The 25,280-nt window shown below is 47.2% G+C and carries 27 protein-coding genes and 1 riboswitch; of the genes, 3 read left to right on the plus strand and 24 right to left on the minus strand.

All coding sequences use genetic code 11. The features are described from left to right. Positions 1–12: 12 nt before the first annotated feature. Positions 13–213, minus strand: a complete 201-nt coding sequence (locus AM231_RS11900; protein WP_054402794.1) for a hypothetical protein — start codon at positions 211–213, stop codon at positions 13–15. Between the two features lie 351 nt (positions 214–564). Between AM231_RS11900 and AM231_RS11905 the strand changes: the two genes are divergently transcribed. Beyond that, positions 565–1,437 carry a glycine-rich domain-containing protein gene (locus AM231_RS11905; RefSeq protein ID WP_242615128.1) on the plus strand — a complete coding sequence of 291 codons (873 nt, stop codon included), beginning with the start codon at positions 565–567 and terminating at the stop codon, positions 1,435–1,437. A 231-nt stretch (positions 1,438–1,668) separates the two neighbouring features. Here AM231_RS11905 and AM231_RS11910 read toward each other — a convergent pair whose 3' ends face one another. The 16 genes from AM231_RS11910 to hxlA all read right to left on the minus strand — a co-directional run bounded on the left by AM231_RS11910 (position 1,669) and on the right by hxlA (position 16,385). Continuing rightward, positions 1,669–2,184 carry a hypothetical protein gene (locus AM231_RS11910; protein WP_242615129.1) on the minus strand — a complete coding sequence of 172 codons (516 nt, stop codon included), beginning with the start codon at positions 2,182–2,184 and terminating at the stop codon, positions 1,669–1,671. A gap of 313 nt (positions 2,185–2,497) precedes the next feature. Further along, complete coding sequence (locus AM231_RS11915; protein WP_242615130.1) at positions 2,498–3,517, minus strand: HAAS signaling domain-containing protein; 1,020 nt, start codon at positions 3,515–3,517, stop codon at positions 2,498–2,500. After that, positions 3,501–3,863 (minus strand): PadR family transcriptional regulator, encoded by a 363-nt coding sequence (locus AM231_RS11920; RefSeq protein ID WP_054402796.1) that lies wholly within the window; start codon positions 3,861–3,863, stop codon positions 3,501–3,503. Before AM231_RS11920 ends, AM231_RS11915 begins: the two co-directional genes overlap by 17 nt. Before the next feature lie 291 nt (positions 3,864–4,154). Beyond that, on the minus strand, positions 4,155–5,192 hold the full coding sequence (locus AM231_RS11925; RefSeq protein WP_054402797.1) for an NADH:flavin oxidoreductase/NADH oxidase: 1,038 nt from the start codon (positions 5,190–5,192) through the stop codon (positions 4,155–4,157). A 118-nt stretch (positions 5,193–5,310) separates the two neighbouring features. Then, positions 5,311–5,745: a MarR family winged helix-turn-helix transcriptional regulator gene (locus AM231_RS11930; protein ID WP_054402798.1), complete on the minus strand. Its 435-nt coding sequence runs from the start codon at positions 5,743–5,745 to the stop codon at positions 5,311–5,313. A gap of 239 nt (positions 5,746–5,984) precedes the next feature. Beyond that, a complete protein-coding gene (locus tag AM231_RS11935) occupies positions 5,985–6,782 on the minus strand; it encodes a Cof-type HAD-IIB family hydrolase (RefSeq protein ID WP_054402799.1) in 798 nt (265 codons plus the stop codon). 209 nt (positions 6,783–6,991) lie between these two features. Beyond that, complete coding sequence (locus AM231_RS11940) at positions 6,992–8,413, minus strand: sucrose-specific PTS transporter subunit IIBC (RefSeq protein WP_054402800.1); 1,422 nt, start codon at positions 8,411–8,413, stop codon at positions 6,992–6,994. Next, complete coding sequence (locus AM231_RS11945) at positions 8,410–9,912, minus strand: glycoside hydrolase family 32 protein (RefSeq protein ID WP_054402801.1); 1,503 nt, start codon at positions 9,910–9,912, stop codon at positions 8,410–8,412. Before AM231_RS11945 ends, AM231_RS11940 begins: the two co-directional genes overlap by 4 nt. A gap of 183 nt (positions 9,913–10,095) precedes the next feature. Next, positions 10,096–11,088 carry a LacI family DNA-binding transcriptional regulator gene (locus AM231_RS11950; RefSeq protein WP_054402802.1) on the minus strand — a complete coding sequence of 331 codons (993 nt, stop codon included), beginning with the start codon at positions 11,086–11,088 and terminating at the stop codon, positions 10,096–10,098. Beyond that, positions 11,085–11,291 carry a hypothetical protein gene (locus AM231_RS11955; protein ID WP_131724740.1) on the minus strand — a complete coding sequence of 69 codons (207 nt, stop codon included), beginning with the start codon at positions 11,289–11,291 and terminating at the stop codon, positions 11,085–11,087. Before AM231_RS11955 ends, AM231_RS11950 begins: the two co-directional genes overlap by 4 nt. A 79-nt stretch (positions 11,292–11,370) precedes the next feature. Further along, positions 11,371–12,219, minus strand: a complete 849-nt coding sequence (locus tag AM231_RS11960) for a bifunctional 5,10-methylenetetrahydrofolate dehydrogenase/5,10-methenyltetrahydrofolate cyclohydrolase (protein ID WP_053492877.1) — start codon at positions 12,217–12,219, stop codon at positions 11,371–11,373. A gap of 67 nt (positions 12,220–12,286) precedes the next feature. Then, positions 12,287–12,366, minus strand: a riboswitch (ZMP/ZTP riboswitch). 83 nt (positions 12,367–12,449) lie between these two features. Next, positions 12,450–12,701, minus strand: coding sequence for a YolD-like family protein (locus AM231_RS11965; RefSeq protein WP_053492876.1), 252 nt, complete (start codon positions 12,699–12,701; stop codon positions 12,450–12,452). 232 nt (positions 12,702–12,933) lie between these two features. After that, positions 12,934–14,142, minus strand: a complete 1,209-nt coding sequence (locus tag AM231_RS11970) for a GTP-binding protein (RefSeq protein WP_054402804.1) — start codon at positions 14,140–14,142, stop codon at positions 12,934–12,936. Positions 14,143–14,678: 536 nt separating this feature from the next. Next, the gene (locus tag AM231_RS11975; protein WP_054402805.1) at positions 14,679–15,098 is read right to left on the minus strand and encodes a winged helix-turn-helix transcriptional regulator; all 420 of its coding nucleotides are present in this window, start codon (positions 15,096–15,098) and stop codon (positions 14,679–14,681) included. An 84-nt stretch (positions 15,099–15,182) separates the two neighbouring features. Continuing rightward, complete coding sequence (gene hxlB / locus AM231_RS11980; protein WP_054402806.1) at positions 15,183–15,746, minus strand: 6-phospho-3-hexuloisomerase; 564 nt, start codon at positions 15,744–15,746, stop codon at positions 15,183–15,185. Between the two features lie 6 nt (positions 15,747–15,752). Continuing rightward, positions 15,753–16,385 (minus strand): 3-hexulose-6-phosphate synthase, encoded by a 633-nt coding sequence (hxlA, locus tag AM231_RS11985; protein ID WP_053492872.1) that lies wholly within the window; start codon positions 16,383–16,385, stop codon positions 15,753–15,755. A gap of 390 nt (positions 16,386–16,775) precedes the next feature. Between hxlA and AM231_RS11990 the strand changes: the two genes are divergently transcribed. After that, the gene (locus tag AM231_RS11990; protein ID WP_054402807.1) at positions 16,776–17,333 is read left to right on the plus strand and encodes an AAA family ATPase; all 558 of its coding nucleotides are present in this window, start codon (positions 16,776–16,778) and stop codon (positions 17,331–17,333) included. A gap of 195 nt (positions 17,334–17,528) precedes the next feature. Here the strand turns inward: AM231_RS11990 and AM231_RS11995 are convergent, their stop codons facing one another. The 5 genes from AM231_RS11995 to AM231_RS12015 all read right to left on the minus strand — a co-directional run bounded on the left by AM231_RS11995 (position 17,529) and on the right by AM231_RS12015 (position 22,083). After that, the gene (locus tag AM231_RS11995) at positions 17,529–18,071 is read right to left on the minus strand and encodes an NADPH-dependent FMN reductase (RefSeq protein ID WP_054402808.1); all 543 of its coding nucleotides are present in this window, start codon (positions 18,069–18,071) and stop codon (positions 17,529–17,531) included. Positions 18,072–18,205: 134 nt separating this feature from the next. Continuing rightward, complete coding sequence (locus tag AM231_RS12000; protein ID WP_242615131.1) at positions 18,206–18,991, minus strand: VOC family protein; 786 nt, start codon at positions 18,989–18,991, stop codon at positions 18,206–18,208. After that, entirely contained in the window at positions 18,988–19,548 is a 561-nt protein-coding gene (locus AM231_RS12005) for an NADPH-dependent FMN reductase (protein ID WP_054402809.1), read from the minus strand. The genes AM231_RS12000 and AM231_RS12005 overlap by 4 nt, the downstream gene beginning before the upstream one ends. Before the next feature lie 172 nt (positions 19,549–19,720). Beyond that, positions 19,721–20,386, minus strand: coding sequence for a response regulator (locus AM231_RS12010; RefSeq protein WP_054402810.1), 666 nt, complete (start codon positions 20,384–20,386; stop codon positions 19,721–19,723). Further along, positions 20,386–22,083 carry a GAF domain-containing sensor histidine kinase gene (locus tag AM231_RS12015; RefSeq protein WP_054402811.1) on the minus strand — a complete coding sequence of 566 codons (1,698 nt, stop codon included), beginning with the start codon at positions 22,081–22,083 and terminating at the stop codon, positions 20,386–20,388. Before AM231_RS12015 ends, AM231_RS12010 begins: the two co-directional genes overlap by 1 nt. 451 nt (positions 22,084–22,534) lie before the next feature. On the opposite strand from AM231_RS12015, the gene AM231_RS12020 reads away from it, so the two are divergent. After that, positions 22,535–22,816 carry a CD3324 family protein gene (locus tag AM231_RS12020; protein ID WP_053492866.1) on the plus strand — a complete coding sequence of 94 codons (282 nt, stop codon included), beginning with the start codon at positions 22,535–22,537 and terminating at the stop codon, positions 22,814–22,816. A gap of 201 nt (positions 22,817–23,017) precedes the next feature. On the opposite strand, the gene AM231_RS12025 is transcribed toward AM231_RS12020, so the two are convergent. Both AM231_RS12025 and AM231_RS12030 read right to left on the minus strand, forming a co-directional pair. Next, a complete protein-coding gene (locus tag AM231_RS12025) occupies positions 23,018–23,554 on the minus strand; it encodes a hypothetical protein (protein ID WP_053492865.1) in 537 nt (178 codons plus the stop codon). A gap of 19 nt (positions 23,555–23,573) precedes the next feature. Beyond that, the gene (locus AM231_RS12030) at positions 23,574–25,070 is read right to left on the minus strand and encodes an amidase family protein (protein ID WP_054402812.1); all 1,497 of its coding nucleotides are present in this window, start codon (positions 25,068–25,070) and stop codon (positions 23,574–23,576) included. Between the last annotated feature and the right edge of the window lie 210 nt (positions 25,071–25,280).

Consider the following 25,280-nt stretch of genomic DNA (forward strand, 5'->3'; position numbering starts at 1 on the left):
CAGTGTTCGTATTTACTTGGAAGAACCCTCCTTCTTCTTTTTGCTGCGGTTTTTGATTCGTTCCAGCAATTCAAGCGCCCCAATAAACAGGACGAAGACAATAAAGAGCGCAATCGCCCGACCAGATGTGATCAGTTCTAAATATGACGCGATGATGCCAGTAATACCCACGATAACAATACCCAGTATGGATAGTTTCCAACCTGTAAACATATGCCTGCTCCTATACTCCATGTTTTCGTCATTCAAGACACACACGAAAATGTATCATATAATCCCCTACGCATTCAAGTTATGTCAAAACCCGCATATTCGATTGTCAACACGCATCATATTTGCCATAATTTATACTGGTGATCCATAAATCAGCCTTAGGTATACCAAAGACCGATAAGACAGGAGGTACATAAAATAAACTCACCAAGCTGGATAACAATTTTGCTAGTCATAGTGATCCTTAGTTTTATCATTGCTTTTTGTAATTTCATCTGGAACTCGTTACGTAAAATTAGAGGCCGACAGCTGCATGGAAGTCGTAAACATTCATCACGAGTTACACCTGAATTGCCCCCGATCGTCAAAGCCGGCAGTCCGGCAAGTGAACTAGCCAGCAGATTAGAAGCTGCGCTGCCTGCAACCTATCAAGACATGCTGAAACAGCGGGTATTAAGCGAACATCCTGACATGACTGAACAAGAATATGCATGGCGATGGCAAGAGCTAAAACGGTTCTTTGTCCTGTGTGCCGTTCTGGATCGAGTGCCCATGTTCAGCAGGGATGTCGATGAAATATGGCATGAGATGTTGATGTATACATACGAATATCAGCAATTCTCGGAACGGTATCTGGGCCGTATGCTCCATCATGCTCCCAATACCGGCAACGAACAAACCCTCTTACCCACTGAGCGCGCATGGTTTGATACGATCTATGTAGAATTGTTCGGCTGGCATGAATATAGCGCAAAGCTCTGGGGATCTTTCTTTCGCGTACCGCTGCCACGCGAAGAGCTGGAGGCCATTACTTCCTCCCATTTCAATGTGAATCATGGCCAGAAGCGATTTAATGCCTGGACCTATGAGAAACTTCCAGCGGCGCGTACGGCTATGGATGCGGTCATTCGGAATCTTCAGGAAAGGGTTCAAAGCGCACAAGCGGAAGCTCCCCGTCAAGAGAAAAGAGTCAGCTTCCAAAATAGTGATGTGCTTCTAGCAGCCGCCGTCTATTTTGCCTGGAACTCACCGGATCAATTTAGAGAGCATATGATTCCGGATGAGCAAGAGCTTCAGAAACACCATAGCAGCTCCTCATGCACATATTCTTCCGCTTGTGGATCCGGTGGCTCGGACCCAGGTGACAGTTCTTCATGCAGTGGCGACTCTTCTTGCAGTAGTGGGTCCTCATGCAGCAGTTGTGGCAGTGGCTGCAGCAGTTAATCTAGATTGATAAATATAGCACGTCCGCCATTCCTAAAGGGCAAATCGTTCATCGAGCAGGAGCCTGAGAAGATCATCTCTAGCCCCTGCTTATTATATTTATGCGTATACTCCGCTATATCGATCCTTGCCTTCTGGAAATTTCGGGCTTGAAAACAAAGAAGCGCCCGAGACCATCATGGATGGTTGAGGCACTTCTATAGGGGTAAACCTCGAATTAATTTCATCATATTAACTGTTGGATGACGACAGAACCATGCCGGCACGAGTTTGTGGTCCGACCTTACGTACCGATACTTGGTTTCGTTCAGCCCAGCGCGTTAGACTCCGGATTCCTTCACATTTCTTATTATCAAATTTAAAACAGCAGTACATTGGATTCAGATTCTTGTCCTTGAGACTGATATGGAAAGTAGCTTTATGGCACCCGGAAACCTTAATCTCTCGGATCTGGTCCGCCTGAATCTCTACGCCGTTAATCATAATCGTCTTCGAATCTCCCTGAATTTCCACTTCCCGTTTCACCAATCGGGCATACCCTTCAATAGCCAGCGCTGCAACAACAACGACATTGACAACCATCTGCATATAGAAGAAGACAGGATAGGAATACTGCGTCACCGTTGCTACCTGGAACAGGATAACACTAATGACAAGAGAGAATAAAATAACGTCTTTCATTCTTGTAGAATAGTGAATTGCGTATTTCATCATAATCAGCTCCGTTCTTTCGGTAAGGGTTTTCATTTGACTCTTACCTTATTATAACACCATTGTACATAATTTTGACACATATAATTCACATTTTCGTCAAAAAAATGATTTGCTTCGTTCATCATCCTATGCTTATTCTTCTGACACGTACCACCTATAGTCCCTTGAACCCCGCAAAACATTTCTATTCATATCCTTTTCTCAGATACAAATCTGCTTAATACGGAATCTTATTTTCGATGTACCTGCTATATTTCTTTCGGCCTAAGAGGTTAATACTTCCTTTTCACTAAACAAAAAGGAGCTATCCTAAACGGATAACCCCATACTCTATCTGTGAGTAATTCTATTTTGTAAGAACCGTTTTGCCTTCCTTGCTCCGGAACAACTTCATTATTACGGATGCCGTATCAATGACCGCAATGATTACAATGACGTAAATTAGGCCCTCCCTGGCTCGGTCCCAAATGGAGTTCACCACATCATACGCTTCATTTCCCGGTGTTAATGTACCTGCTTGAACAAGCTGATCCATAAACGTTGGATTCCAAATCGTTGTATCGGAGAGCAAGATAATCGCTCCAATTACCGAAGCTATGTTAAAAACAACTCGAACAACAACAACCTGCGGTGTCCACTTTCTCGCAATTAATTTGATGATATCTTGTAGAATGCCGATAGCCGTCAGTATCCAAATAAGCGGCAAATACTTGGCAAACGCCGCCTGAGCAAATACGGGTATGGCAACCAAGGACTCATCCCATCGATATACGCTAATCAGATCAATCGAGAACGTGAACAACACGAAGAACAGCAAGGAGAATATAATACCCAGCACCGGCTCGATCGGTTTAATCTGCGTGGCTGGATCCGGGATTATGGGCAAGTCATACGGTTTCCATGCATCTTTGGGAACTTGCTTAGTACCGCGGTATTCGAGATAGGCAAATATCACCGTGACCCAGACGAACGCTTGAATCTCCCCATTCAACAGGGAGACAAAGTATTCGATAAGCAGCTCGCCGGCAGGCTCGGAACTCGTGAAGAAGTCCACAATATATGCAAAGCTAAGCAGGATGCCCAGAGAGTACAATACAATCCGCAAGACAGATTTATAACTATCAATCAATCCGGGACCGATGAGATATCGTTCTCTTCCTCTGTATCTTGCTGCCATTTCTTCGGGTGGACCGAGCTCAAGCAGAACCTGCTCCACTTCCTGATTAGTTGCAGTTTCTACATGGGCCCCCCTGTCTTCCAGCATATCTTCGATAAGGCCATGAAGCTCTTTCTCAATCTCTGTTCTTTGCGACTCTGAAAGTTTCTGCGTGACTGCATAAATATAGCGCTTAATCAGATCCATCATCTTCGTCCCCCTTGTCATGAACCAGCCCTTCGAGACTTGTCATCATACCCTTCCATTCTTCGTACAGCTTTTGATATATGTCCTTACCAGTTGAACTGATGATGTAGTATTTCCTCGGACGCGCTTCATTTGTATCCCACTCGCTCTCAAGCAAGCCTTGTTTCTCCAACCGTCGGAGCAAAGGATACAGTGTCCCCGCTTCCACACTGATTCCCCTCTCCTGCAGAATGGTCACCAAGGAATAACCATACTGTGGTTTGGATAATTGGCTAAGCACACCCAGAATAATCGTCCCTCGCCGAAGCTCCTGGACCAAGCTGTGCAGAATATCCTGTTCTTCTGACATATCATCATCTCCTGGAAATTATTATACTGTATGTCGTACACTATTGTATATAGACTAATAATTATTTTTTTATAACAATCTCAAATATAATTATGATGTGATCCCCCACTCAACATTCTGCATCTATAGGTAACTTGCCTTACAAACACAAAAAAAGGTTATCTTAGGTCAGTTAAACCCTAAGATAACCTTCAGTAATAATCATCTGATCGTGAGTCTACAGGATGTCATCCTTAATATCCTAAGTCAAAGCTCAGTCTATCTGCTGTGAATAGCATATATGTTTCATCATTATCTTGAAACTCGGGGAAATCCGGTCTGATATTGCGTTGGGATCGCGGTCTCTTGTTGGAGTACCGTCGCCGCCTCCAATGCCCAATAAGGATTACGGAGCATCCCTCTTCCCACAGCGACGAGATCCGCATCCTCGTTCCCAACCACGGCATTCGCTAGTGCAGGTTCATCCAAGCGTCCAACGGCAATAACCGGGACTTGCAGTGCTTCTTTCATCTGTCTTGCAAGTGGAACTTGATAGGCCGCATGCGTGCCCGGGCTTCCTGCCGCAGCAAAAGGACCTTCACCACCTGAGCTGACATGGAACATATCCACACCTGCAGCCTGGTATTCCTTGGAGAACGCGATGCTCTCCTTGATACCATAGCCTCCGGCTACATATTCTTGAGCAGAAATCCGCATGATCAACGGCATATCGGCAGGCATTTCACGTTTAGCGGCTTGAATGACTTCTTTACCGAACTTGGTTAAATCCTGTCCATATTCATCCGTTCTTTGATTGGTCAATGGAGAATGGAATTGATGGATCAGGTAACCGTGAGCCCCATGCAGTTCAATCGCATCAAATCCAGCCTTGATCGCGCGGCGCACTGCCATTTGAAATTTCTCCACCATCTGCTTAACTTCATCTGTTGTAAGTGCTCTTGGTGTTTTGGAATTCTCATCAAAGGGAATCGCGGATGGAGCCACAGGTGTTTCAGCATCCTCCGCTTTGCGTCCGGCATGCCCAATCTGGATCGCTGCCTTCGAGCCATGCTGGTGAATCGCATCCACAATGCGTGACAAAGCCGGGATATGATCATCTGACCATAAACCGAGATCATAATCGGAGATACGGCCATCCGGCTCAACGTCCGTCATTTCTACAATAATGAGACCCGTTCCGCCGATTGCCCGGCTTGTATAGTGCAGATAATGCCAATCTGTTGCTATACCGTCTTTGTTCGTTACGGAATACTGACACATAGGTGGCATAACGATCCGATTCTTCAGTTCCAGAGCTTTCAAGCGGTATGGGGTAAATAAATGTTCCATCGTAACACGCTCCCTCAAGTAAACTATATAAACTCATTCTCAAATAAATAAATGCATGCACATGCATTTAAAATAACAAAATGATAACCATTCGTCAAGAATGGTTATCGAAATCCAGCTAATTCTGGATATGCTTCAAAACATTTTCTAACCCATGTTTCATTTTTGGCGATGCGAATTGCTGCTCCAATACTTCCTGGAATGTGCTCTTGGCTCGTTGCAGCTTCTCCTCGCCAATGGAAGTCAGCGACGTGTAAATGCCTCTTCTGTCATTCTCGCAGATGGCTCTTTGCATTGCGCCGCAGCCTTTGGCTTCAAAGCGGCTGACCAGCCTCGACATCGCGCTTTGGCTCAGCCCCACCATCGTTTGGAGCTGCTGAAGCCGCAGCTGTTGACCGGGAGCCTCGGACAGAAATAATAGAACATAAAACTCATTTAACGATAGGTCGTGTTTCTGCTGGAGCGCTTGTTCCAACTCGTTTGTAATCATCGCCTGAATCTGCGTCAAAGATAACCAGTTCGTTATCAAATTATGCGTGTGATCGGGTGACATCATGTCTCCACCTGTTCCGGTAAATTCCCGCACGATGAAACATTTCGCCATCTGACGGGTCACTATTAGTTATTAATAATAACAAGCCCCTGTTTCCGCCGTCAAACCTCACTCTGTCAAAACACCAGAAAAACTGCCAATCCAATTACTTCCTATATACCCGAAAACTCGCCAGCCTTATTACTTCATATATTATCCATGTTCCGGCAGGCTTTAAGGTGTCCTACTGGGCAGAAGACTCATGCGTTCTTATTCAATTCCTTGTTCAACAGGCCCAGCATGCGGAGGCCGTGCCGTATTCCATCTTGATCGACATCCCGTGTGACGTGCCTGGCCGCCTGCTTCACGATTTCAGGTGCATTACCCATAGCTACTCCATGACCCACGTAAGCGAGCATTTCCAGGTCATTGAGATAATCACCAAAGGCGATCGTATCCTCCAGATCGAATTCGAGCAACTGTACCAGTTGTTTGATGCCTCCAGCTTTGGAGCCGCCGGCAGGCAGCACATCAATTCCATAAGGTCCCCAACGTACGAAATCGCACTGTCCTGCGAATCGATTGACGTAGACCGCCTCTTCTTCCTCCGTACAGAATATAATAGCCTGGTAAATATCTCTACCCACATAATATTCAGGATCATACTCCGGGATCGTTAGCTTTAATTCTCCCCAGCTGGAATCAATATGAACATGCTCGGTTACATTCATCTTCATCGCTTCGCTGCCTGCATATATGATGGGATGGTCAAGCTGTACGGCTTGCTCCGTCAGCTGCTGCAAAGCCTCCTGCGCTATCGGATTCCCGTAGACCGGTTGTCCTTGATAAACAACATATTGACCGTTTAAGCACACATATGAATCGATGTCAAGCTCCTCGCGCAGCTCTTCAAAATGATAAGGAGCACGCCCAGTCGCGATCGCAACGATATGGCCGGCTTCTTGCAATTCGCGAATGGACTCCTTCGTCGTTGCCTTTACTTTTTTGTCATGATCCAATAATGTCCCGTCTATATCAAAAAATATCAATTTCTTCATCCAGGAAATCTCCTCACTTCTATATAGTTATGCCTGCACAGGCATTATACGGGATGAAAAGCATTTCAGAGCAAGGCTTTTTCCAATCAGCAGCTAGAATAAGGCGCTAATCTCATTCACCAGAATAGCTCATTAACCATGTGTGAACATTGATTCTCTTGTACAATAAATACAAAAAAGCCCGCCCTACAGGCGGACTTCTTCAAGTCTTATTTTGCTTCCGAACGAACCTCATCCAGCATTTTATCATTAAATCCGAACATCCAGGTCAACACAAAGGTGATGGCCATCGCTGTAACGTTGCACAGAATGTAAAGCGGGAGCTGACTATTCAAGTATAAGAGCGTTCCCGGAATAACGGTGATTGCCATACCCGTGGCCTTAAGCTGGAAGATGGAAGCCATGAAACCGCCGATGCCACCGCCGATCAAGGCAATAACAAAAGGTCGTACATAACGAAGGTTAACCCCGAAGATTGCCGGTTCCGAGATTCCGAGCATAGCCGAGAATGCGGATGGCAGAGATAATGCCTTAAGTTTCTTGTTTCTCGTCTTGAGTCCGACAGCCAGACAAGCAGCACCTTGAGCTGCCATGGCACTTGTCACAATCGCATTAAACGGATTGCTGCCTGTCTGTTCAAGCAGTTGAATTTCCAGGAAGTTGAAAATATGATGCACTCCAGTGACAACAATAATCTGGTTAAAGAAGCCGATCACGAGACCCGCGATGCCGAATGGCAGCGCCAGCAGGTACGTTGTTACGTTCATCACGACCTCTTCCAAAGAGTGGAAGACAGGCCCAATCGCAAACAGACCGAGAAGAATCATGACTAGCAAGGTTAAGAATGGCGTAACAATCAAATCAATGGCTTCAGGTATCCGTTTTCTTAAGAATCTTTCAAATTTAGCGCCGAGCAGCCCGATGAAAAAGGCTGGAAGTACTGATCCCTGATAGCCGACAACAGGAATAAAGTCGAAAATCATGAGTGGCTCGGCCGAACCGTTCGCAACGGCATACGCGTTAGGCAGGGCCGGGTTAACCAGCATCAGACCCAGCACGATACCGAGCACGGGACTGCCCCCGAATACCCTGAACGCGGACCATGCCACCAAAGCAGGCAGGAAGGCAAAAGCAGTATCCGTCAGAATTTGAGTAAAGAGCAGGAAATTGGCCGATATATCATCCGGGACCAAGCCGAACCATGCGAGGACGGTTTCTTGTGTCAGCAATCCCCTTAATCCCATGAACAAGCCCGTGGCGACCAGCACCGGAATAATTGGGACAAATACGTCACCAAACGTACGAATCGCGCGTTGGAACGGATTACCCGCTTTTTTCGCCTCGGATTTCAGTTCTTCCTTGCTTGTGCTCTCCAGTCCGAGTGATTCGACCGCTTCAAAAATCTGATTAACAGTTCCTGTTCCGAATATGATCTGGTATTGACCGGAGTTGAAGAAGGCACCTTTGACCTTATCGATATTCTCAACCTTCTTCTGGTCGATCTTCTTCTGATCGTTAACCATAATTCTGAGTCTTGTGGCACAGTGGGCAAACGAAGCGATGTTCTCCCTACCACCAATGGCATCCACTACCTGCTTTGCGATTTCCCGATTATCCGCTGCCATCTTCATTCAATCCCTTCTTTATCATATACGGCTTGGCAAAGATCCCATTTCGCGACTTTCAAGCCGGTACTGCCGTTCTTTGCAAAAAAACGAATATTGCGGCTGTCCTTTTTAGGGAAGATACGGCTTGTGAATACCTCTTCGCCATCATTGATAAACAGCTCTGCTGATGATACATCTACAAAGAGATGGATTTTGATCGAATCTCCCTTTGCTTCCAGCACGCAGGATCGTGTTGATCCATGATTACTGACAATTGTTTCACCTGACGAAGTGCGATCCAGCGTAATCTTCTGCGTCAGAGTGTCATACCAGATGACGGTGCGCTCCGATTCGCCAGCCCGAAATTCAATACCAACGACGTCTGCCTCGATATCATGAAATTCGCATATCATCTCGAAGACTTCCCCATGAATCCCAGCGTAACTTTTCGCTTCACTGTGAAGCGTATCCGCTGCCTCCACTGCATTTTCACGCAGCACTTCCAGCTCAGGAACCGGCTGCTGTATCAGCTTACCCTCCCGGAAAGTAAGGACACGCGGGAGAGTCAAACAATGAGCCCAGCCATGGGAATCTGTTGGATACTCGATCTCCGGCAATCCCATCCACGCTACCATGATGCGCCTGTCTTTCTCATCCAGCGTGGTTTGCGGTGCATAGAAATCAAAGCCTCTATCCAGCTCGTGAAATGCTCCGTGCTCAAACTTCAGCGACTCTCTATCAAGCGGTCTGCCCAAGATGTAACCGGATTGGTATATGTTCTGAAACTGGTCATCCTGTGGACTCAATCCTTGCGGCGAGAACAACAGCACTCCCTGACCATCCAGCTCGAAATAATCGGGACATTCCCACATATAGCCAAAATGGTCGAGGCGGGTATGGATCTCCCCTCTATGCGTCCAATTCAGCAAATTCGGCGATTCATACACTACTGCTGTTCCAGTCTGATCCACCCTTTGAGCACCGATAACGAAGCGATACTTATCCTCGTCCCTCCATACTTTCGGATCACGAAAGTGCTCGGTATATCCGTCGGGAACTTGATCAATTAATGGCTTATCGAGCTTCGTAATGGTACCTCCCCGGTCCATCACCGCCATGCATTGATATGAATGCCGATTCCACTCTTCATCCCGGCTATTTCCGGTATACATTAGATGCAGCTTGTCGTCTTTCACAATTCCACTTCCCGAATAGGCGCCATACGCATCATGTGGGTGTCCTGGCTCAATAGCAATACCGTTGTTTTGCCAGTGTACGAGGTCCTTCGAAGAAGTATGGTACCAATATTTCAAGCCGTGAAACGTACCAAGAGGAAACCATTGATAGAACAAGTGATATTCCCCGTTATAATAAGAAAATCCGTTAGGATCATTCAGCAGCCCCATAATAGGCTGTATATGATACCTCTGCCTCCATTCACTTTGGCTCACTTGGGCCTTCAAGGAAGCGATCTCTTCGGGAGAAGCCTGATCCAGGCGTCGGTATTTCCATTCTCTGTCCATATCTCTTCTCCTTATAAATGAGCTTCTCAAACATCCAACATTTCTTGAAAAACAATGATGAGAACAGCAGTATTCAAGCTTGGTTGGAACCGGTTCCAACCAATGTTAAAAATAATGAACTCAGTTCCAACGCTAAGAAAATCAATCATTGGAACCGGTTCCTCTTTTTTTAGTATAAAATAGCTACTTTAGATTGTCAACGCTTTCGCGCTGAATAATTTCGCAGTTCATCACTGTCAGCAAATCCACTGGCTCATCGTTAACCAGCTTTATAATATGCTGTGCAGCAAGGTGGCCTGCTTGCGAATATCCATATTTAACCGTTGTCAGCCCCGGATGAATCACCTCGGTTACATCGTATCCGCCAAATCCTGTAACAGAGAGGGTGCCGGGGATTTGAATGCCTTTCATATGTGCCGCTTTCATCACACCTAGTGCAATGTTGTCAGTGGCACAGACGACAGTAGTCGGCAAAGTATGATTAAACTCAAAAATGGTCAAAGCTGTCTGAACGCCATCTGACATCTTAAACCCGCTCTCATAGAAATGCGCATTAGCGTCTTCATACTCGCTTAACGCCTTTAAGAACCCTTCCTTCCGCTGCACTCCGACAGCGACATCTTTTTCCGTCACGCCGATATAGGCGATATGGCGGTGACCTTTGGACATGACATATCGGCCCATGTCATAACCTGAGGCAAAATCGTTATAAATCATGCTGTGGACATCCTTGTGCTCTTGTCCGAGCAGGATGACGGGAATGTTAATCTCTTCTATTGCGGTAAGATGTGCTTCCGTTACTTGTGTGGCGAACAGGATAATGCCGGATATTTTTTGTCTGGCGAGATCATACAGTGCCTCAATCTCCCTGGATAAATCCTGGCTTGCGTTGATGATCAGAAGCTGATACCCTTGCTTCCTTAATTCCTCATCCATACCGGCCACGGTCTGGGATGCCGAGAAAGAATCCAGACGCGGCACAATGGTACCAATCATGCTGTTTTTCTTCGCCTTCAAGCTCTGTGCAAAAGAATTAGGAATATACCCAGTTTCTTGAATGACCAACTCAATCTTCTGGCGTGTTGCACGACTGACCGATCCTCCGTTTAGGAAGCGGGAAACCGTGCTTTTGGCAACCCCGGCTTTGTGAGCAATATCAGTAATCGTAATATTCATTCGAAGAACCTCTGCTTATTATTCGGATGAGATCCGGAATGAACGGCTCGCTGCTGCACCCATAACAGGTCTGCCATCGCCGGGTTATATTTCAAGGATATAGAACGGTGCATTAATCTCTCTCCTTCATGTTCACTTCTTTCTAAATATACCATGACGTCCAGCTTGCGTGAAATATGGACTCCAAGCCCTGAACTTTTCATAGGAAAAGGCATCACCCTTGGCTTTCCTCTTAAGGGATATGCCAAAGATAATGCCTTTTTAGATTAACAGGAATTACGATTAGACTTGCAGGGTCCGCTCTGCCGATTCAACCGTATGCTTTAGCAGCGTGGCAATCGTAACCGGACCGACGCCAGCGGGAACCGGGGTAATGGCGGAAGCGACCTTGGCGCAGGCTTCATAATCGCAGTCTCCGATATTTCCTTTATTATAACCGGCATCCAATACGACAGCTCCCGGCTTGATCCAATCCCCTTGAATAAAATTAGGCTTACCCACAGCTGCAACCACGATATCAGCCTGAGACACGATCTCCCCGAGGTTCTTCGTTCTCGAATGACAGATAGTCACGGTAGCGTTACGATTGAGCAGCATCATGGAGACCGGTTTGCCCAGAATCGGGCTGCGTCCGACCACCACTGCATGTTTACCCTCAATCGGCAGGCTGTAATAATCCATAATCGCGATAATAGCAGCAGGCGTGCACGATGGATAGTCGGCAAAACCAAACGCATTTTGCGAGAAACCGAGCGTGGTTACGCCGTCTACGTCTTTCGCGATGTCGATGGAATCAAAAGCTGCTCTTTCATCGATATGATGCGGCACAGGGTGCTGAAGCAGAATACCGTGGACATTCGGATCCTCATTCAGCTCTTGAATTGCGGAAATGAGCTCCTCGGTCGTTGTTGATGTCTCCAGCGTCACTTTCCTGGATATGATACCAAGCCGCTCACAGGCATTTCCCTTCATCCGGACATAGGTTGCCGAAGCAGGGTCTTCGCCTACCAGAATCGTCGCCAGACAAGGGGTTACCCCTTGCTGCTTCAATTCCTGCACCTTCACCGCCAGCTTTGCCTTGATATCATCGGATACTTTTTTGCCATCCAAAATTACGGGTTCCTTACTCATGCTAATCCGCTCCTTCGCCATTGTAGTATAAAAACATAAAGAGGCAAGGTGACTCGAACGTCTCCTTACCTCTTGCCCAGGCGTACGGCATATGATCCTATGTGCTCCCTCTTGGTACCCCAAGCTACGCCAGTAACACATAGATAACTTTTTTTAATATACCACGACTTTGGACATCACGCTACCGAATTTACTCGGCCTATATGACTGTCACTCACCAAGCTTACCGATTAATCTCTGGGGTAATTCACTTCCATGATATCCATAAAAGGAACTTTCGTTATCACACCATCCTGCTTTATGTGTACTTTCCCTGTACGGGAATCCATCTGATCGATTTGTCCGCGGACTGTCTCTTCCCATCCCCATACCGTCAGTACAATTACGGATTCCTCCTGAAATGCCTCAGTGAGTTGATTGCCAAGCTCCTCAAGTACAAATTCATCTCTGGTAGGTCTCTTAGGAACCTTTGCTTTTGCCATTACATTGTCCTCCTGATTTATGTTGTTCATGCGTCAGTTTTACATTCTCAATGAAAACTAGTTTTTCATCCATTCTATGAATTAGGAATCTACTTCCTATTATACATGAAATTCGATTCAGAATACTTAGGTGCTCCTATACAATCAGTATTAAGAAGCCAACCCGTTTAGACGAGTTGGCTTCTTAATACTATTACTGCATTCTATAATCGGATTGAACAGCTGAGCAGCCTTACAGCGGTAGCTCTTCAATGTCCATCCACGGCAACGGATTGTTAAACATTGACCAGTCCAGCTGCATTTCCCGGTCGGTCAACAAACACTCGTCCAGCTCCCGAGCGATTTGTTCCTGTTCCATCCCAATCCCAATCATCACGAGCTCGGTCATCCGGTCTCCCCAGACGTTATCCCATTTCCTTCGAACATCCGGCTCACTTCGTAACAGCTCCTGCTGCTCCTGCTCGGTTAAAGCCGCGACCCAGTATCCTGCAGGCCCGAACTGAATCGAAGGCCCCGCCTGGCTTACACTTGCCGCAACATCCTCGCGCACGGCCAGCCAAGCGATCCCTTTCGCACGTACGACTTCTTCCGGCCAATAACTCATGAATGCCGCCAGTCGCTCCGGATGGAACGGTCTTCTTCTCCGATAGACAAAAGAGCTGATGCCGTATTCATCCGTTTCCGGCACGTGCTCCTCCTTCTGAAGTTCCTGAATCCAGCCGGGGGACTGACTGGCTTTTTCAAAATCGAATAAGCCGGTATTCAGAATTTCCGCAGGTGCCACTTGCCCCTTCACGGTGCGGATGATTTTGGCGCTTGGCTGAAGTTTTCGCAGCATACCCTCTACCTTGGCCAATTCGTCTTCGCTTACCAGATCGCATTTGTTCAACAGCAGCACATCACAAGTCTCTACCTGGTCGATTAACAAATCCACCACTTCCCGCGTATCCTCTTCGCCCAGCGCTTCCTTCCGATCAAGCAAGCTTTGCCCCGAAGAGAAATCTTTCCAGAATCGGTTCGCGTCCACTACCGTCACCATGCAATCCAGCCGGGCGAGATCGGACAGCTGTACGCCGGACACCTCATCCGGGTAAACAAAGGTCTGCGCAACGGGCACAGGCTCGCTGATTCCCGTCGATTCGATCAGTATGTAATCAAAACGGTTCTCTTGAGCCAGCTTCTGAACTTCCTGCACCAAATCTTCCCGGAGCGTGCAGCAGATGCAGCCATTGGACATTTCGACCAGCTTCTCATCCGTTCGGGACAGGCTTCCTTCACCTCTCACTAAATCCGCATCGATGTTCACTTCGCTCATGTCGTTAACGATGACCGCTACCTTCAATCCTACCCGATTATGAAGCACATGATTCAGGACCGTCGTTTTGCCTGAACCGAGGTAACCGCTAAGGACAGTAACCGGAATTCTATTGTTGTTATTCATCAAATGAACTTCCTCCATTCCTTAATCGTAATTATTACGATTAATATGGTATGATGATATAACTCCACCATTAAATTGTCAATCCATCACGCATAAAAACATTTTTTCAAACAAAACAGACCTCCGCCATATGATTATGATTATGAGACGGTCTTTCAACCGTCAGTCAAATTGCTGAACGTTTTCATATCCCGCAGCCCCATACTTCCAAAATCGCTGAATACCTGAGTCAGCATAATTACATTGAATGAAAGAAGCTCAAACCAGCGGAGACGAACCTATTGGATCTTTTTTTAAAAATTCTTCAGATTTCAGCATCATCTCACTCAAAAACCCCCCTTAAAATTTAAAGGGGGGTTCCATATTGCATTGCTCTGAAGTTATCTTATGGCGAATCTTGCTGTCACTCGGATCCCGCCGAATAAACGACAGGCTTCCTTGATAATTAAGCCTCGGAATGTATGAATCTGCTAATTACAGCCGGATGAATTTGGGTCGATCCCGTTGCTCATTCATTCGCATGCACGTTCGAGAAATTACAGTTTTTGGGCGACTGCTTGCTCCGCTGCCTGTTCATCGTCTTTATTCTCAGACAACTCGCCATCTCTCCAGACGACTTGTTCGCCGTAATCTTTTCCCCAATCGTACATTAACTTCAAGATTGGCATTAAACTCTCCCCGTAAGGCGTAAGCGAATATTCGACCCGAGGGGGAACCTCAGGGTAAACCACGCGATGGACCAGCTGATCTTCCTCCAATTCACGAAGCTGATTGGTCAGCATTTTTTGCGTGATGTGGGGAATCATTCGGTTCAGTTCACCGAAGCGTTTCACGCCCTCCAAACCTAGATGCCAGAGGATGATCAGTTTCCATTTGCCGCCGATGACCGCCAGGGTTAACTCCTTATGGCAGTTTATTTCCTTCAGATTAATTCGCTGCTTGACCTCGTTTGCCATAATGTATCACCCCTTCTTCCCTATAGTATACAATGGTTACAGGGATATCATCAAAGCGGCAAACTTTTTATCTTTCGGCTCCTCTTATTCCAAATTAGCATGGAGGCTAAACATTTGGTCGGAGCGAAGTTTGCTTTTCTCCATCAATCTCAGGATAACCGCATCAAGCACGATCAGCATGCTTTGCTCAAATAATGAAGCCATTGGTTGAACGGTGACGAGGATATCCTGATTCTGCTCCTTCGTCGTTCCCGGAAGCTGGACGATGGCATCCGAAAGCTTACCGATAATCGATTCAGGCCTCACGGTTATGACCACAACAGCGGACCCGATCTCTTTGGCTTTCCGAGCCATGGATACCAATCCTTGCGTTTCGCCGGAGCCTGAACCAATAAGAAGCAGGTCATGCGCTCCGATGGCCGGTGTTACCGTATCGCCGACGATATGAACCTTAAATCCCACCTGCATTAACCGCATGGCAAAAGCCCGGATCATCAGACCGGATCTGCCTCCCCCTGCCAAGAAGATGGCACCAGATTTCATAATCCGTCCAATCAATTCCTCGATCTGGCCAGCATCCACCTGCTGTACGGATTCCGATAACTCCTTGGCAATGACGGATGCATGTTGAAAGATGTTATGACTCATGGTGACTTATGCCTGCTTCACAAGCTCATTCATTTGAGCAGCTGTGGCCTTCTTGTCAGCTTGACTTGTAATTCCTCCACCAACGATCACAAGATCGGGATTCGCCTGAATCACCTCAGGGAGCGTCTCCATTTTGATTCCGCCCGCAACGGCAGTTTTGGCTTGTTTAACGACACGTTTGATCGCCGCCAATTCCTCGAATGAGTTTTTGCCTTCCGCCTGGTGGTCGTAGCCGGAATGAACGCAGATATAATCCACGCCGAAAGCATCAATCTCACGCGCCCTGCCTTCAATGTCCTTTACATTGATCATATCCACCATCACTTGCTTGCCTTGCTTGAGGGCTTCCGCTACCGCGCCTTTGATCGTGGAATCGTCGGATACGCCAAGCACCGTAATGATATCCGCACCAGCTTCGGATGCCTTCATCACTTCATAACCGCCTGCATCCATAATTTTAAGGTCGGCCAGCACGCGCAGATGCGGGAACGCCTCTTTAATCGCTTTGACGGCATGAAGCCCTTCATTAATGACAACCGGTGTGCCGATCTCCACGATATCGATAAACTCGGCTACCTCTGCCACGACTTCTTTTGCTTCCGGAATATTCACCAAATCCAATGCCAATTGAAGTTCCATATTGTCAATCTCTCCTTATGAGTGTATTTGTTAATAACTACACGATCATTGTAGAGTAGACAGTTTACTTTACGGAAGTACGTACTTATAAGTGAGATACTTACGTGAAAGTAAGTATTACGGAGTTACAAGGGTTCTCAGGTCTTCGTTTATTTGCGAATCTCTGTCTCAATGCTGGTAAAAAACAATTAAGCCTGTTTTTTCACTTAAGGTGCGCTGCAAGCTATGTTTTAATATAGATGTCAGGCCGGACAAAATGATCGGAAAGGAGGCTGAACGAGTTGATTCAGAATATGGAGGTGGCATCCGCTTAAGCGGGTGTCACATTAAGAGGAGTCCTGTAGCAGGGCTCCTCTTCATTTCGAATCTGACAGAACAGGAGGAGTAATAATGCGTTTTTTACGTCAACCATCTGTTATCGTCATCACTGGCGTGATGGCTTCAGGCAAGTCTGCCGTTGCACAGCTGCTAGCCGAGAAGTTTGAACGCGGAGTCCATTTAAGAGGAGATTCTTTTCGAAGAATGATTGTTAAGGGCAGGGAAGAAATGCTTCCGGATGCTTCCCATGAAGCCGAAAAACAGCTCTCATTACGATATCAGTTATCGGCTGCCACTGCCAGAGGCTATGCAGAAGCCGGTTTTCACGTCGTCTGGCAGGATGTCATTCTTGGCCCTTCCCTGCAAGAGATAACCCAAATGCTTAACGATCTTCCCGTCTTTGTCGTTGTGCTAAACCCTTCCGAGACTGCCATCAGCGCACGCGAGCAGACACGTGACAAAAAAGGCTATGGGGTATGGACCATCCAAGAGTTGAACCGGCGATTAACCGAGGAAACTCCTAGGATCGGCCTGTGGCTAGATACCTCAGAATTATCTCAAGAAGAGACTGTTGATGAAATCTGGAAGCGCATTTGGGACGAAGGGATAATCCGTCAGCCTCAACAATGAGGTACATCATGCGCACCTGTATAAAATCAAGAAAGCTCGGCTGGTTCATTGAATCGGGTCCAGAGTACCCTTCATTCGAAGATCCCCGTTAATAACATAACTGCTCGTTTAGGAAATCATTGTTTCATTCCTAGAGCTAAACCTACAGGAGAAAGCCCTTTGGCAGTTACCACCAAAGGGCTCTTAACGTTGTTTTTATTTGCGGTTGTTCATCCATGTGATGAAATTGCTCACCACGATATCGATGAAACCGATGGTCGGTTCATGGATCAGCTTTCCGGACTCATCCATCTTCTCATGAACCGCACCGATATATACTTCATTATTGGGTAGCAGCGGCGAAGTAATGCCGACGGAAAACAGGATATCCCGCAAATGCTCTTGCGCGCGGACCGTTCCCAGCTGCCCCATTGACGCCCCCATGATCCAGGAAGGTTTGCCGTTCATGACCTTATCCACACGCGACAACCAATCCAGCGCGTTCTTGAGCACCCCAGGGATGGAGTAGTTATATTCTGGTGTGATCCACAATACCGCATCAGCTGCAGCAATCTGCTCCTTGAATTCCCGAACAGCCGCAGGCGGGTCCAGTTCAATATCTTCATCGTAAAACGGAAGATCACGAAGCCCCAAGATTTCAAACGTAATTTGGTCCGAGTAACGCTGCTTTAAATATTTTGCCAGTTTCATATTGTACGACTCTCTTCTGATACTTCCTACTACGATTGCAACTTTCATAATACCCTCCAGTTCTATGCCTTCTAAGCATATATCATTCAGATTTTGGCAACTATTTTTAGACTATCACCATTTTTTACCAATGTCAAAATGCCCTTTGTCCTGTTCATTATGACTGGGTTCACCTCCTTCCCTCAAGGGGCATTCGGCAGATTCAGCCTGGCTGCGATGTCTTTGGGGAAGCTTGTTATTTTCATTCGGATTCTGTATCCATACATTTTAAAGATCAGACCTTCATCGTCATCCGCAATGATCAACCGCCGATCCAGGGAGGAACGAATTTGATCCACATAACTCTCGTCTGACACACCATAAGTAATTTCCATGGAAGGTACCAGCGCATACATCGTGATAGGAATCCACTTACGTTTTGTAGAGACAACAACAGCATGGGCGGTTCCCCCAATGACAAAAGCGAAATCCTCCGACTCCCTGGCGATCGATAAACCAAGTAACTCCTTCATCCATAATCTCGCGGCTACCGGATCTTCTACAGGCAGTCCCACCTCACGCAAGTACAGAATGCCATAGGTACCACTCGGTGCCAGCACCCCTTCTCTCAGATCGTCATGCGCGATAAACTCAAGCAAATGTCCATCGCCATCCTTGAAGTACATATTTACGCCAGAGTCAAAGCGATCGACCACTTCGCCATTCGGCCATTTCAGCAGCGATATTTGCTCAGAGAGCTTTCGGAACGCTGATTCGAACTTAGAACTCGCCACTTCAAACGCGAGATGGACAGGCGCTATCGGTTCATACGCTTCTTCAAACGTCAGCGTGAATTCGGGAGTAGGCCGAAACACGATCTCAACCTCGCTTTCCCTTGTAATCGGGAAATGAAGCACGCCATTGTAGAATTGTTTCACACCCTGAATGGAGACGGTTTTTAACTTTAATCCGGCAAAATGGGTGATCAAGAGGCTTCGACCTTCTCTCCACTGCTGATCTTCTTGACCAGCTCCATAAATATAGAAAGCGCCTCTTTCGCCCGGTAATCCAGTACGATCACACCTTCCGCTGCTTCGGTTTCATAAATGGAACGCTGCGAACCGCCAATAGAGATCCACTCCGGACTGTTAATGCCGTGTAAATTGCGTACGGTAGCCTGCATCTGCTGCAATGAACTGACCCCGACCGCGCCGCCGGCCGAACTTACCGATAGAACCGGCTTACCTGAGAAATGCAGCTTACCCATATGATCCAGCGCGTTCTTCAGTACACCACTCATCCCTCCGTGATATTCGGGCGTAGTCAAAACAATGCCATCCGCCTCCAGCATCAGGCGCTGCAGCTCTCGCACCCCATCATGGGAATTGAATATATCGTCTGGGGAGTAGAACGGGAGCGGCGTTTCATACAGATTGAACAGCTTCACTTCCACGAATAACCGATTCATTTGAGCTTCCAGAGCTTTGGCCAGCATGGTACTCGTTGCATCCTTGCGGTTGCTGCCCGCGATAATCACGATTTTCATCGTATAACCTCCCTTGTTTGTAAACGATTGTTTTGTTAAGTACATTGTAGAGGAGGCAAGCGATCGAAATCGTCATTATTTCGAGTGATTTTACAAGCAAAAAGCTCCCATGCCTTTGGCTGAGACCTTCTACAACTTTAGTCTTACAAATGATCGTTATGTACCTAACTTTCTAAACAATACCATGCTTGAGCGCGTAGATGGCCGCCTGGGTTCGGTCCGCAACCCCCAGCTTATCCAATAGATGGCTTACATGAGTTTTCACCGTCTTCTCGGTGATATAGAGCGCTTCGCTGATTTCCCGATTATTCATGCCTGAGGCAATGAGCTGCAGCACTTCTTGCTCGCGACGGGTAAGCTTATCTAACAGCATAGTCTCATCATGACCACCAGGTTCCGGGGCTTCATCTGCTCCCTCCGTTGTAGTAACATGTGTCATCAACAGCCCGGCTGCATCCGGATGAAGCTCCACCTGCCCTTGATGCACACGTCTTATAGCTGTTACCAGATCCTCAGGCTCTATATCCTTCAGTAGATAGCCTTTAGCACCTGCCCGAATGGCTGGCAGGACATGATCATTATCAATGAAAGAGGTCAGCACAATGACTTTCATATGAGGCTGCTCTTTTGCTAGCATAGCTGTTGTTTCGATTCCATTGAGAAGCGGCATATTCAGATCCATCAACACCACATCTGGATTCAGAAGCTGGGCTCTCTCCAACGTTTCCTTACCATTCGCCGCTTCACCAATCATTTCAATATCTGGCTGGGTAGCTAAAAAAACCTGCAGCCCCCGGCGAACCATGGCGTGATCGTCAGCGATTAACAATCTTATCATCAGTAGTCCCCCTCCTTATCAGATGATCTCGCCTCCAAGGGGATCATTACTTCTACAATAGTACCTTCTCTGTAGACACTGTACAGACGGAATTGCCCTCCAATGGATTCTGCCCGCTCCCGCATGCTCGATAATCCAATAGAGTGTCTCGTCAGCTCATTTAATCGTTGTTTGGTAATCCCGCGCCCATGATCCTCAATCCGTAGTTCAACATGATCATCTTGTATGATCAGTATCAGCAGCACGTCCTTCGTAGCCGCATGCTTGCTTACATTGTTCAACGCTTCTTGACCGATTCGCCATAGAGTTTCTTCTACGATCCTCGGCAGTTCCTGAATGCCACTGATATGAGAACGCACCATAAGTTTCAGGCGTTCACCATATTGCTTCAGACCAGTGACCAGCCCTTCTTCAAGTCCGGGTGGCCGAAGTTGCATGATCATTTCTCGCATTTCCTTGAGAGCACTCTGCGATAACGATTGGATGTCATGGAGCGTATCCTGCAGCATGCTGTTCTGCCCGTGCGACTGCATATCAAGCATACCTCCGACTCCTTTGGACATCATTCCAAGCGAGAATAAAGTTTGACTTACGGAATCATGCAGGTCTCGGGCGAGGCGATTCCGTTCATCCATCCTGGCAAGCTCCCGCCGATTCTCTTCCAAACGGATACGCTGAAACGACATACCGATTTGTTCAGCCAGAACCTCGATCACCTCAGAATCTCCGTGATTCGAGCTCCCATACGTATCGTATCCGACCATTAGCAGTTCATATGTAAAGTCCCCTGCCCTTGCAAGCGGAACAGCGATCACTTGCTTAATAGGGGGTATCCACCCCTCTTCAACCAATTGTTCCGCAAGCCGCTGAGCATCTTCGTTACGGATTGAATCCAGCTTGTGCCTGCCAATGCCCGGGCGGGCTGAACTCATTTCAGCAATCGTAAATTGAGCATGCGGCAGGGTCGTTTGGCCACCAGTGTATAGCGAGCGCAGTTTCATTTCATTACCAGCGAGCTCCAGCAAGGCAGCAACCGGCCAATCAAAATAGCGTCCCATCAGACTCATGACCTGCTCCGTTAATTCAGACCGATTCACTGCCTGAGAAGCATAGGCGCCAAGAGCGCTGCTATACTCCCCAAGCCGGGCGAACAAGTCGGCACGGCGCTGTTCGGAAGCATATAGCCGCATGCGTTCCATCGCGGTGCCGATTTGATAAGCTACGGATTCCAGCAGTTCCAGCTCCTCTTTTGAAAAATGGAGTTTTCCCGGCGCTGCCACATTCAATACACCGAACCTGCGATTGCCGGATCTGATCGGAACGGTTGCATGGTGAGTAATTCCTTCCGTATCGCCCCATTGATATCGAACCGCGTTATCCAATCGTTTACAATTCAGAATGTTCACGGCATTTTTCAGACGACCATCATCATAGCGCTCCAAGCACCAGCAGCTGCCGCAGCGCATGGGTTCGTTATTCTCCCGGCTTAGGGCTGGCGGCAAATTCCGGCTGGCTACGAATTCATGCGTTCTCTGCTCTTCCACTAGAAACATCCAGCCGGTCGTAAGGCCCGTCAACTCCAGCAGCTTGCCAATGACTGCATCCAGCATGGGAGTTAACTCATTGGATTCATTCAACGTTTCCGCAATAGTCTTTAATGTGATTAATTCCTGGATATGCGGATCATATTCGGCCATACACACTTGCTCCTTCTCTGTATTGCATTCTGAAGTAACTATAATATATAATCCTGTCACACACCAACCATTCCTTATCGAGCCACACTCGCCTCTGGAAGATCATTCATCCCATGAATTATGGTAAAGAACAATTAATATTGTTTTATCTCTTGCAAATTTCCACCTACATATGGCTTAATATAGAAGTCGGGGCCGACGAAATGAGCTGAAAGGAGGCTGATTGCAATGATTCAGATCCGTGAGGTGGTATTCGCGTAAAGCGAATATCCGTTAAATGGGAGCCCGCTGCGGGCTCCCTATATCTATTTTTAATAACAAATACCAACGAATTTTAAAAATCCAAAAACCAAAACCAATATCACGAAAGGAGGAGGGCAAGCATGATCAATGCAATTGTTTTGAAACTCAGCGATAGCTTAAATATGGTTACAGAAAGAGGAGGGCATCGATGGGCCATTACAAGAACGGAAGAGAAGTGCTTCCCCCCGAGCTGCTGCAGCAAATTCAACAGTATATAGACGGAGAATTACTCTACATACCGAAACAAAGCGAGCAAAGAGCCGGCTGGGGAGAGTTAAGCGGTTCCAGACAACGCATCGAAAGTCGTAATAAAGAAATGTATCGCGCTTACTGTAAAGGACGGTCTATTGAGGAATTGGAACGGACCTACTTCTTATCTGGAGAAAGCGTACGCAAGATCATAAGTAAACTTACTCGCGTAGGGACCTAAGTCGATGAGACGAGACGGTCTTCACACGGATTAACATAGGACTGTCCCCCTGGGGTACAGTCCTTTTCATATTGCTTCATCCACTATCGTCTACAGGAGAGATATGTTTTTTTCGGGGCAGCACTGGCCGTTTGACCATCCATCTCACCACATAGAACATGCCCGGCTGCAGAGTAATCCGCAGCCGGGCATTATTATGCTCTATTGATCTTCACGCTTCTCCCCTGCAACATCCCATCGATGACTAAATTTCTCCAGCCTAGGATGCAAGTACGACGGCTTGGACAACAGGATCAGCCTGAGCTTAACAATCCATTCCTCAAATGAAGAATACGATGCAAAAGAATTAGCCACCTCTGGTGTCAGCAGAAGAAAATAGGGACCTTTATATTTCTCCGCCAGATGATGGAGTGCAGTGTCGATCGGCGTGTATTTTTTCCGTTTTGACTCAAAAGATTCGATCACAACCGACCGTGCAGCATGCTCCCCGATCCATTCTTCAAGTTGTTTCTCCCGTTTGTGATAGGGGCTCACCGTACCCTTGAACATCCGCCTTGCTGTCTCTTCATGCAGCGGATACAAGACCAGCTTTTCAAAAGACCTCTCCTCTTTGATAGTTACAGCTCGTTGCAATTCCTCTTGAATCTGCTCAAACAGATCGTAAAATATCAAGGTTCCCTTGGTAGTCGGTTTCGGGGGCACGTAGCCGTAAGGAACGTATTCCAAATTGCGTGGCATGATGAAACTTCACCTCTCCTTACTCGGATGACTGGAATGAAAGCTTCGGTGGTACTCGATGCTTGGCAGCTTGTTCATAGCCATAGGCTAACTTGATCAGCAGAGGCTCGCTATAGGCCGTTCCAATAAACGTTATGCCCTGTGGCCCCTTTGTGTTATATCCGCCAGGAGCAATGACGCCATGCTCGGCATAGCCTCCAGGAACGGTAATCGATGGGTATCCCGCCCGGGCAGCCAGATCCGGTCCCTCTTCATTACCCAGAAACAGCAATGCGTCCAACTGATATTCCTTCAGCACATGGTCGATGCCTTTGGCGCCTGCCATCTCTTTATTTTTCCGCTTGCTCTCAAGATACTCTTCTTCGGTCAGTGTGCCGCTAGTTTCCTCGGCCCAAAGCAGTGTACCTTGCCCATACTTTAACGCGATGTCTGCATGCGCTTCATTATAAGCAATGACATCAGTCAATGAATGAACCGGCAGCGACGGGCCAAGGTTCGCTAAATAGTCGTTAACGTATTTCTTAAACTCATAGCGAAGGACATTGGCATCCCAGCGGGTGTCCTGGCAGGGCAGCTCTACCGGATCGATAATTGTTGCTCCCTGTTCACGCAGAACCTCAATCGCGGACTCTATAATATGTAGTCTATCCCGATCCAGGTGCTTATAGTAGTACCTTGGAATCCCGATTCGAGCTTTCTTTAAATAACTGGAATCCAGGAACTCCGTGTAATCCTTGATCTTATACTGTGAATCGATCTTGGTCGCATCATCTGAATCATCAGTCCCCACGATTGCGCTAAGCAATATGGCGGCATCCTCCACCGTTCGAGTCATAGGGCCTGCCGTATCCTGCGTACGTGTGATGGGGATGATGCCAGACCGGCTCACTAGTCCGATTGTCGGTTTAATGCCAACCAGGCTGTTTTGACTGGCAGGACTGATAATCGAACCCGATGTTTCGGTCCCGATAGCCGCCGCGGCCAAATTCGCTGCCACCGAAGCACCGGAGCCCGAGCTTGAACCTCCAATGAACATTTCACCTGGACCGTAAGGATTTAATGTGAGTCCATGTCTGGATGTGTAACCCGCCCACATGGTCGGAGACATGAAATTTGCCCACTCGGTCATGTTGTTCTTGCCCAATATAACAGCACCCGCCTTACGTAGCTTCGCAGCTACAAAGGAATCTTTGACAGCATACGAATCGGCAAGAGCGATGGAGCCTGCGCTTGTATGCAATCGATCCCCGGTATCGATGTTGTCTTTCAACAAAATTGGAATGCCATGAAGCCAGCCTCTTGCTCCCTGGTCACTGCGCTCTCGATCCAGTTCTTCGGCAATCTGCAGCGCATCCGGGTTCACCTCAATGATCGAACGAAGAAAACCGTCATATAAAGCAATCCGCTCCAAATACAATTGGACCAGTTCAGTGGAAGTCATCCACCCTTCTTCCATTGCTTGCTGCATATCTTTAATGGTTGCTTCCACAATCCATGTTTTTTTATCCAAGATCATTAGACCTCCAGTGTTTGTTATCTGTATGAGTTCGTCATAAATTAGAGTCACATATTAAAGTTTCATCTTCTAGCCTCCAGACCGTACTATTCTTTCATTACTAATTCGAGTTGCAGGAGCAGAACTCCTCTTGTTCGGTGTGGAACGGAGCTAATTCAAAGTAGTTTCTAGTCGGATTCAGCCCAAATGCAAGAAGCAGACCAAGAATGT

Origin of the sequence: Paenibacillus solani, from assembly GCF_001277345.1 — a bacterium.
GTDB lineage: Bacteria > Bacillota > Bacilli > Paenibacillales > Paenibacillaceae > Paenibacillus_AQ > Paenibacillus_AQ solani.

Excerpts from the sequence above, each read along its gene's own strand:
- AM231_RS11995 (WP_054402808.1), bottom strand. The coding sequence starts at position 18,071 with ATGAAAGTTGCAATCGTAGTAGGAAGTATCAGAAGAGAGTCGTACAAT.
- AM231_RS11925 (WP_054402797.1), bottom strand. The coding sequence starts at position 5,192 with ATGGAACATTTATTTACCCCATACCGCTTGAAAGCTCTGGAACTGAAG.
- AM231_RS12030 (WP_054402812.1), bottom strand. The coding sequence starts at position 25,070 with ATGATCTTGGATAAAAAAACATGGATTGTGGAAGCAACCATTAAAGAT.
- AM231_RS11935 (WP_054402799.1), bottom strand. The coding sequence starts at position 6,782 with ATGAAGAAATTGATATTTTTTGATATAGACGGGACATTATTGGATCAT.
- AM231_RS11900 (WP_054402794.1), bottom strand. The coding sequence starts at position 213 with ATGTTTACAGGTTGGAAACTATCCATACTGGGTATTGTTATCGTGGGT.
- AM231_RS11965 (WP_053492876.1), bottom strand. The coding sequence starts at position 12,701 with ATGGCAAAAGCAAAGGTTCCTAAGAGACCTACCAGAGATGAATTTGTA.
- AM231_RS11930 (WP_054402798.1), bottom strand. The coding sequence starts at position 5,745 with ATGTCACCCGATCACACGCATAATTTGATAACGAACTGGTTATCTTTG.
- hxlA (WP_053492872.1), bottom strand. The coding sequence starts at position 16,385 with ATGGAACTTCAATTGGCATTGGATTTGGTGAATATTCCGGAAGCAAAA.
- AM231_RS12020 (WP_053492866.1), top strand. The coding sequence starts at position 22,535 with ATGGGCCATTACAAGAACGGAAGAGAAGTGCTTCCCCCCGAGCTGCTG.
- AM231_RS12005 (WP_054402809.1), bottom strand. The coding sequence starts at position 19,548 with ATGAAAATCGTGATTATCGCGGGCAGCAACCGCAAGGATGCAACGAGT.
- AM231_RS11950 (WP_054402802.1), bottom strand. The coding sequence starts at position 11,088 with ATGAATATTACGATTACTGATATTGCTCACAAAGCCGGGGTTGCCAAA.
- AM231_RS11955 (WP_131724740.1), bottom strand. The coding sequence starts at position 11,291 with ATGAAAAGTTCAGGGCTTGGAGTCCATATTTCACGCAAGCTGGACGTC.
- AM231_RS12025 (WP_053492865.1), bottom strand. The coding sequence starts at position 23,554 with ATGCCACGCAATTTGGAATACGTTCCTTACGGCTACGTGCCCCCGAAA.
- AM231_RS11975 (WP_054402805.1), bottom strand. The coding sequence starts at position 15,098 with ATGGCAAACGAGGTCAAGCAGCGAATTAATCTGAAGGAAATAAACTGC.
- AM231_RS11940 (WP_054402800.1), bottom strand. The coding sequence starts at position 8,413 with ATGAAGATGGCAGCGGATAATCGGGAAATCGCAAAGCAGGTAGTGGAT.
- AM231_RS11970 (WP_054402804.1), bottom strand. The coding sequence starts at position 14,142 with ATGAATAACAACAATAGAATTCCGGTTACTGTCCTTAGCGGTTACCTC.
- hxlB (WP_054402806.1), bottom strand. The coding sequence starts at position 15,746 with ATGAGTCATAACATCTTTCAACATGCATCCGTCATTGCCAAGGAGTTA.
- AM231_RS11920 (WP_054402796.1), bottom strand. The coding sequence starts at position 3,863 with ATGTCAGAAGAACAGGATATTCTGCACAGCTTGGTCCAGGAGCTTCGG.
- AM231_RS11990 (WP_054402807.1), top strand. The coding sequence starts at position 16,776 with ATGCGTTTTTTACGTCAACCATCTGTTATCGTCATCACTGGCGTGATG.
- AM231_RS12010 (WP_054402810.1), bottom strand. The coding sequence starts at position 20,386 with ATGATAAGATTGTTAATCGCTGACGATCACGCCATGGTTCGCCGGGGG.
- AM231_RS11960 (WP_053492877.1), bottom strand. The coding sequence starts at position 12,219 with ATGAGTAAGGAACCCGTAATTTTGGATGGCAAAAAAGTATCCGATGAT.
- AM231_RS11910 (WP_242615129.1), bottom strand. The coding sequence starts at position 2,184 with ATGAAAACCCTTACCGAAAGAACGGAGCTGATTATGATGAAATACGCA.
- AM231_RS12015 (WP_054402811.1), bottom strand. The coding sequence starts at position 22,083 with ATGGCCGAATATGATCCGCATATCCAGGAATTAATCACATTAAAGACT.
- AM231_RS11915 (WP_242615130.1), bottom strand. The coding sequence starts at position 3,517 with ATGATGGATCTGATTAAGCGCTATATTTATGCAGTCACGCAGAAACTT.
- AM231_RS11945 (WP_054402801.1), bottom strand. The coding sequence starts at position 9,912 with ATGGACAGAGAATGGAAATACCGACGCCTGGATCAGGCTTCTCCCGAA.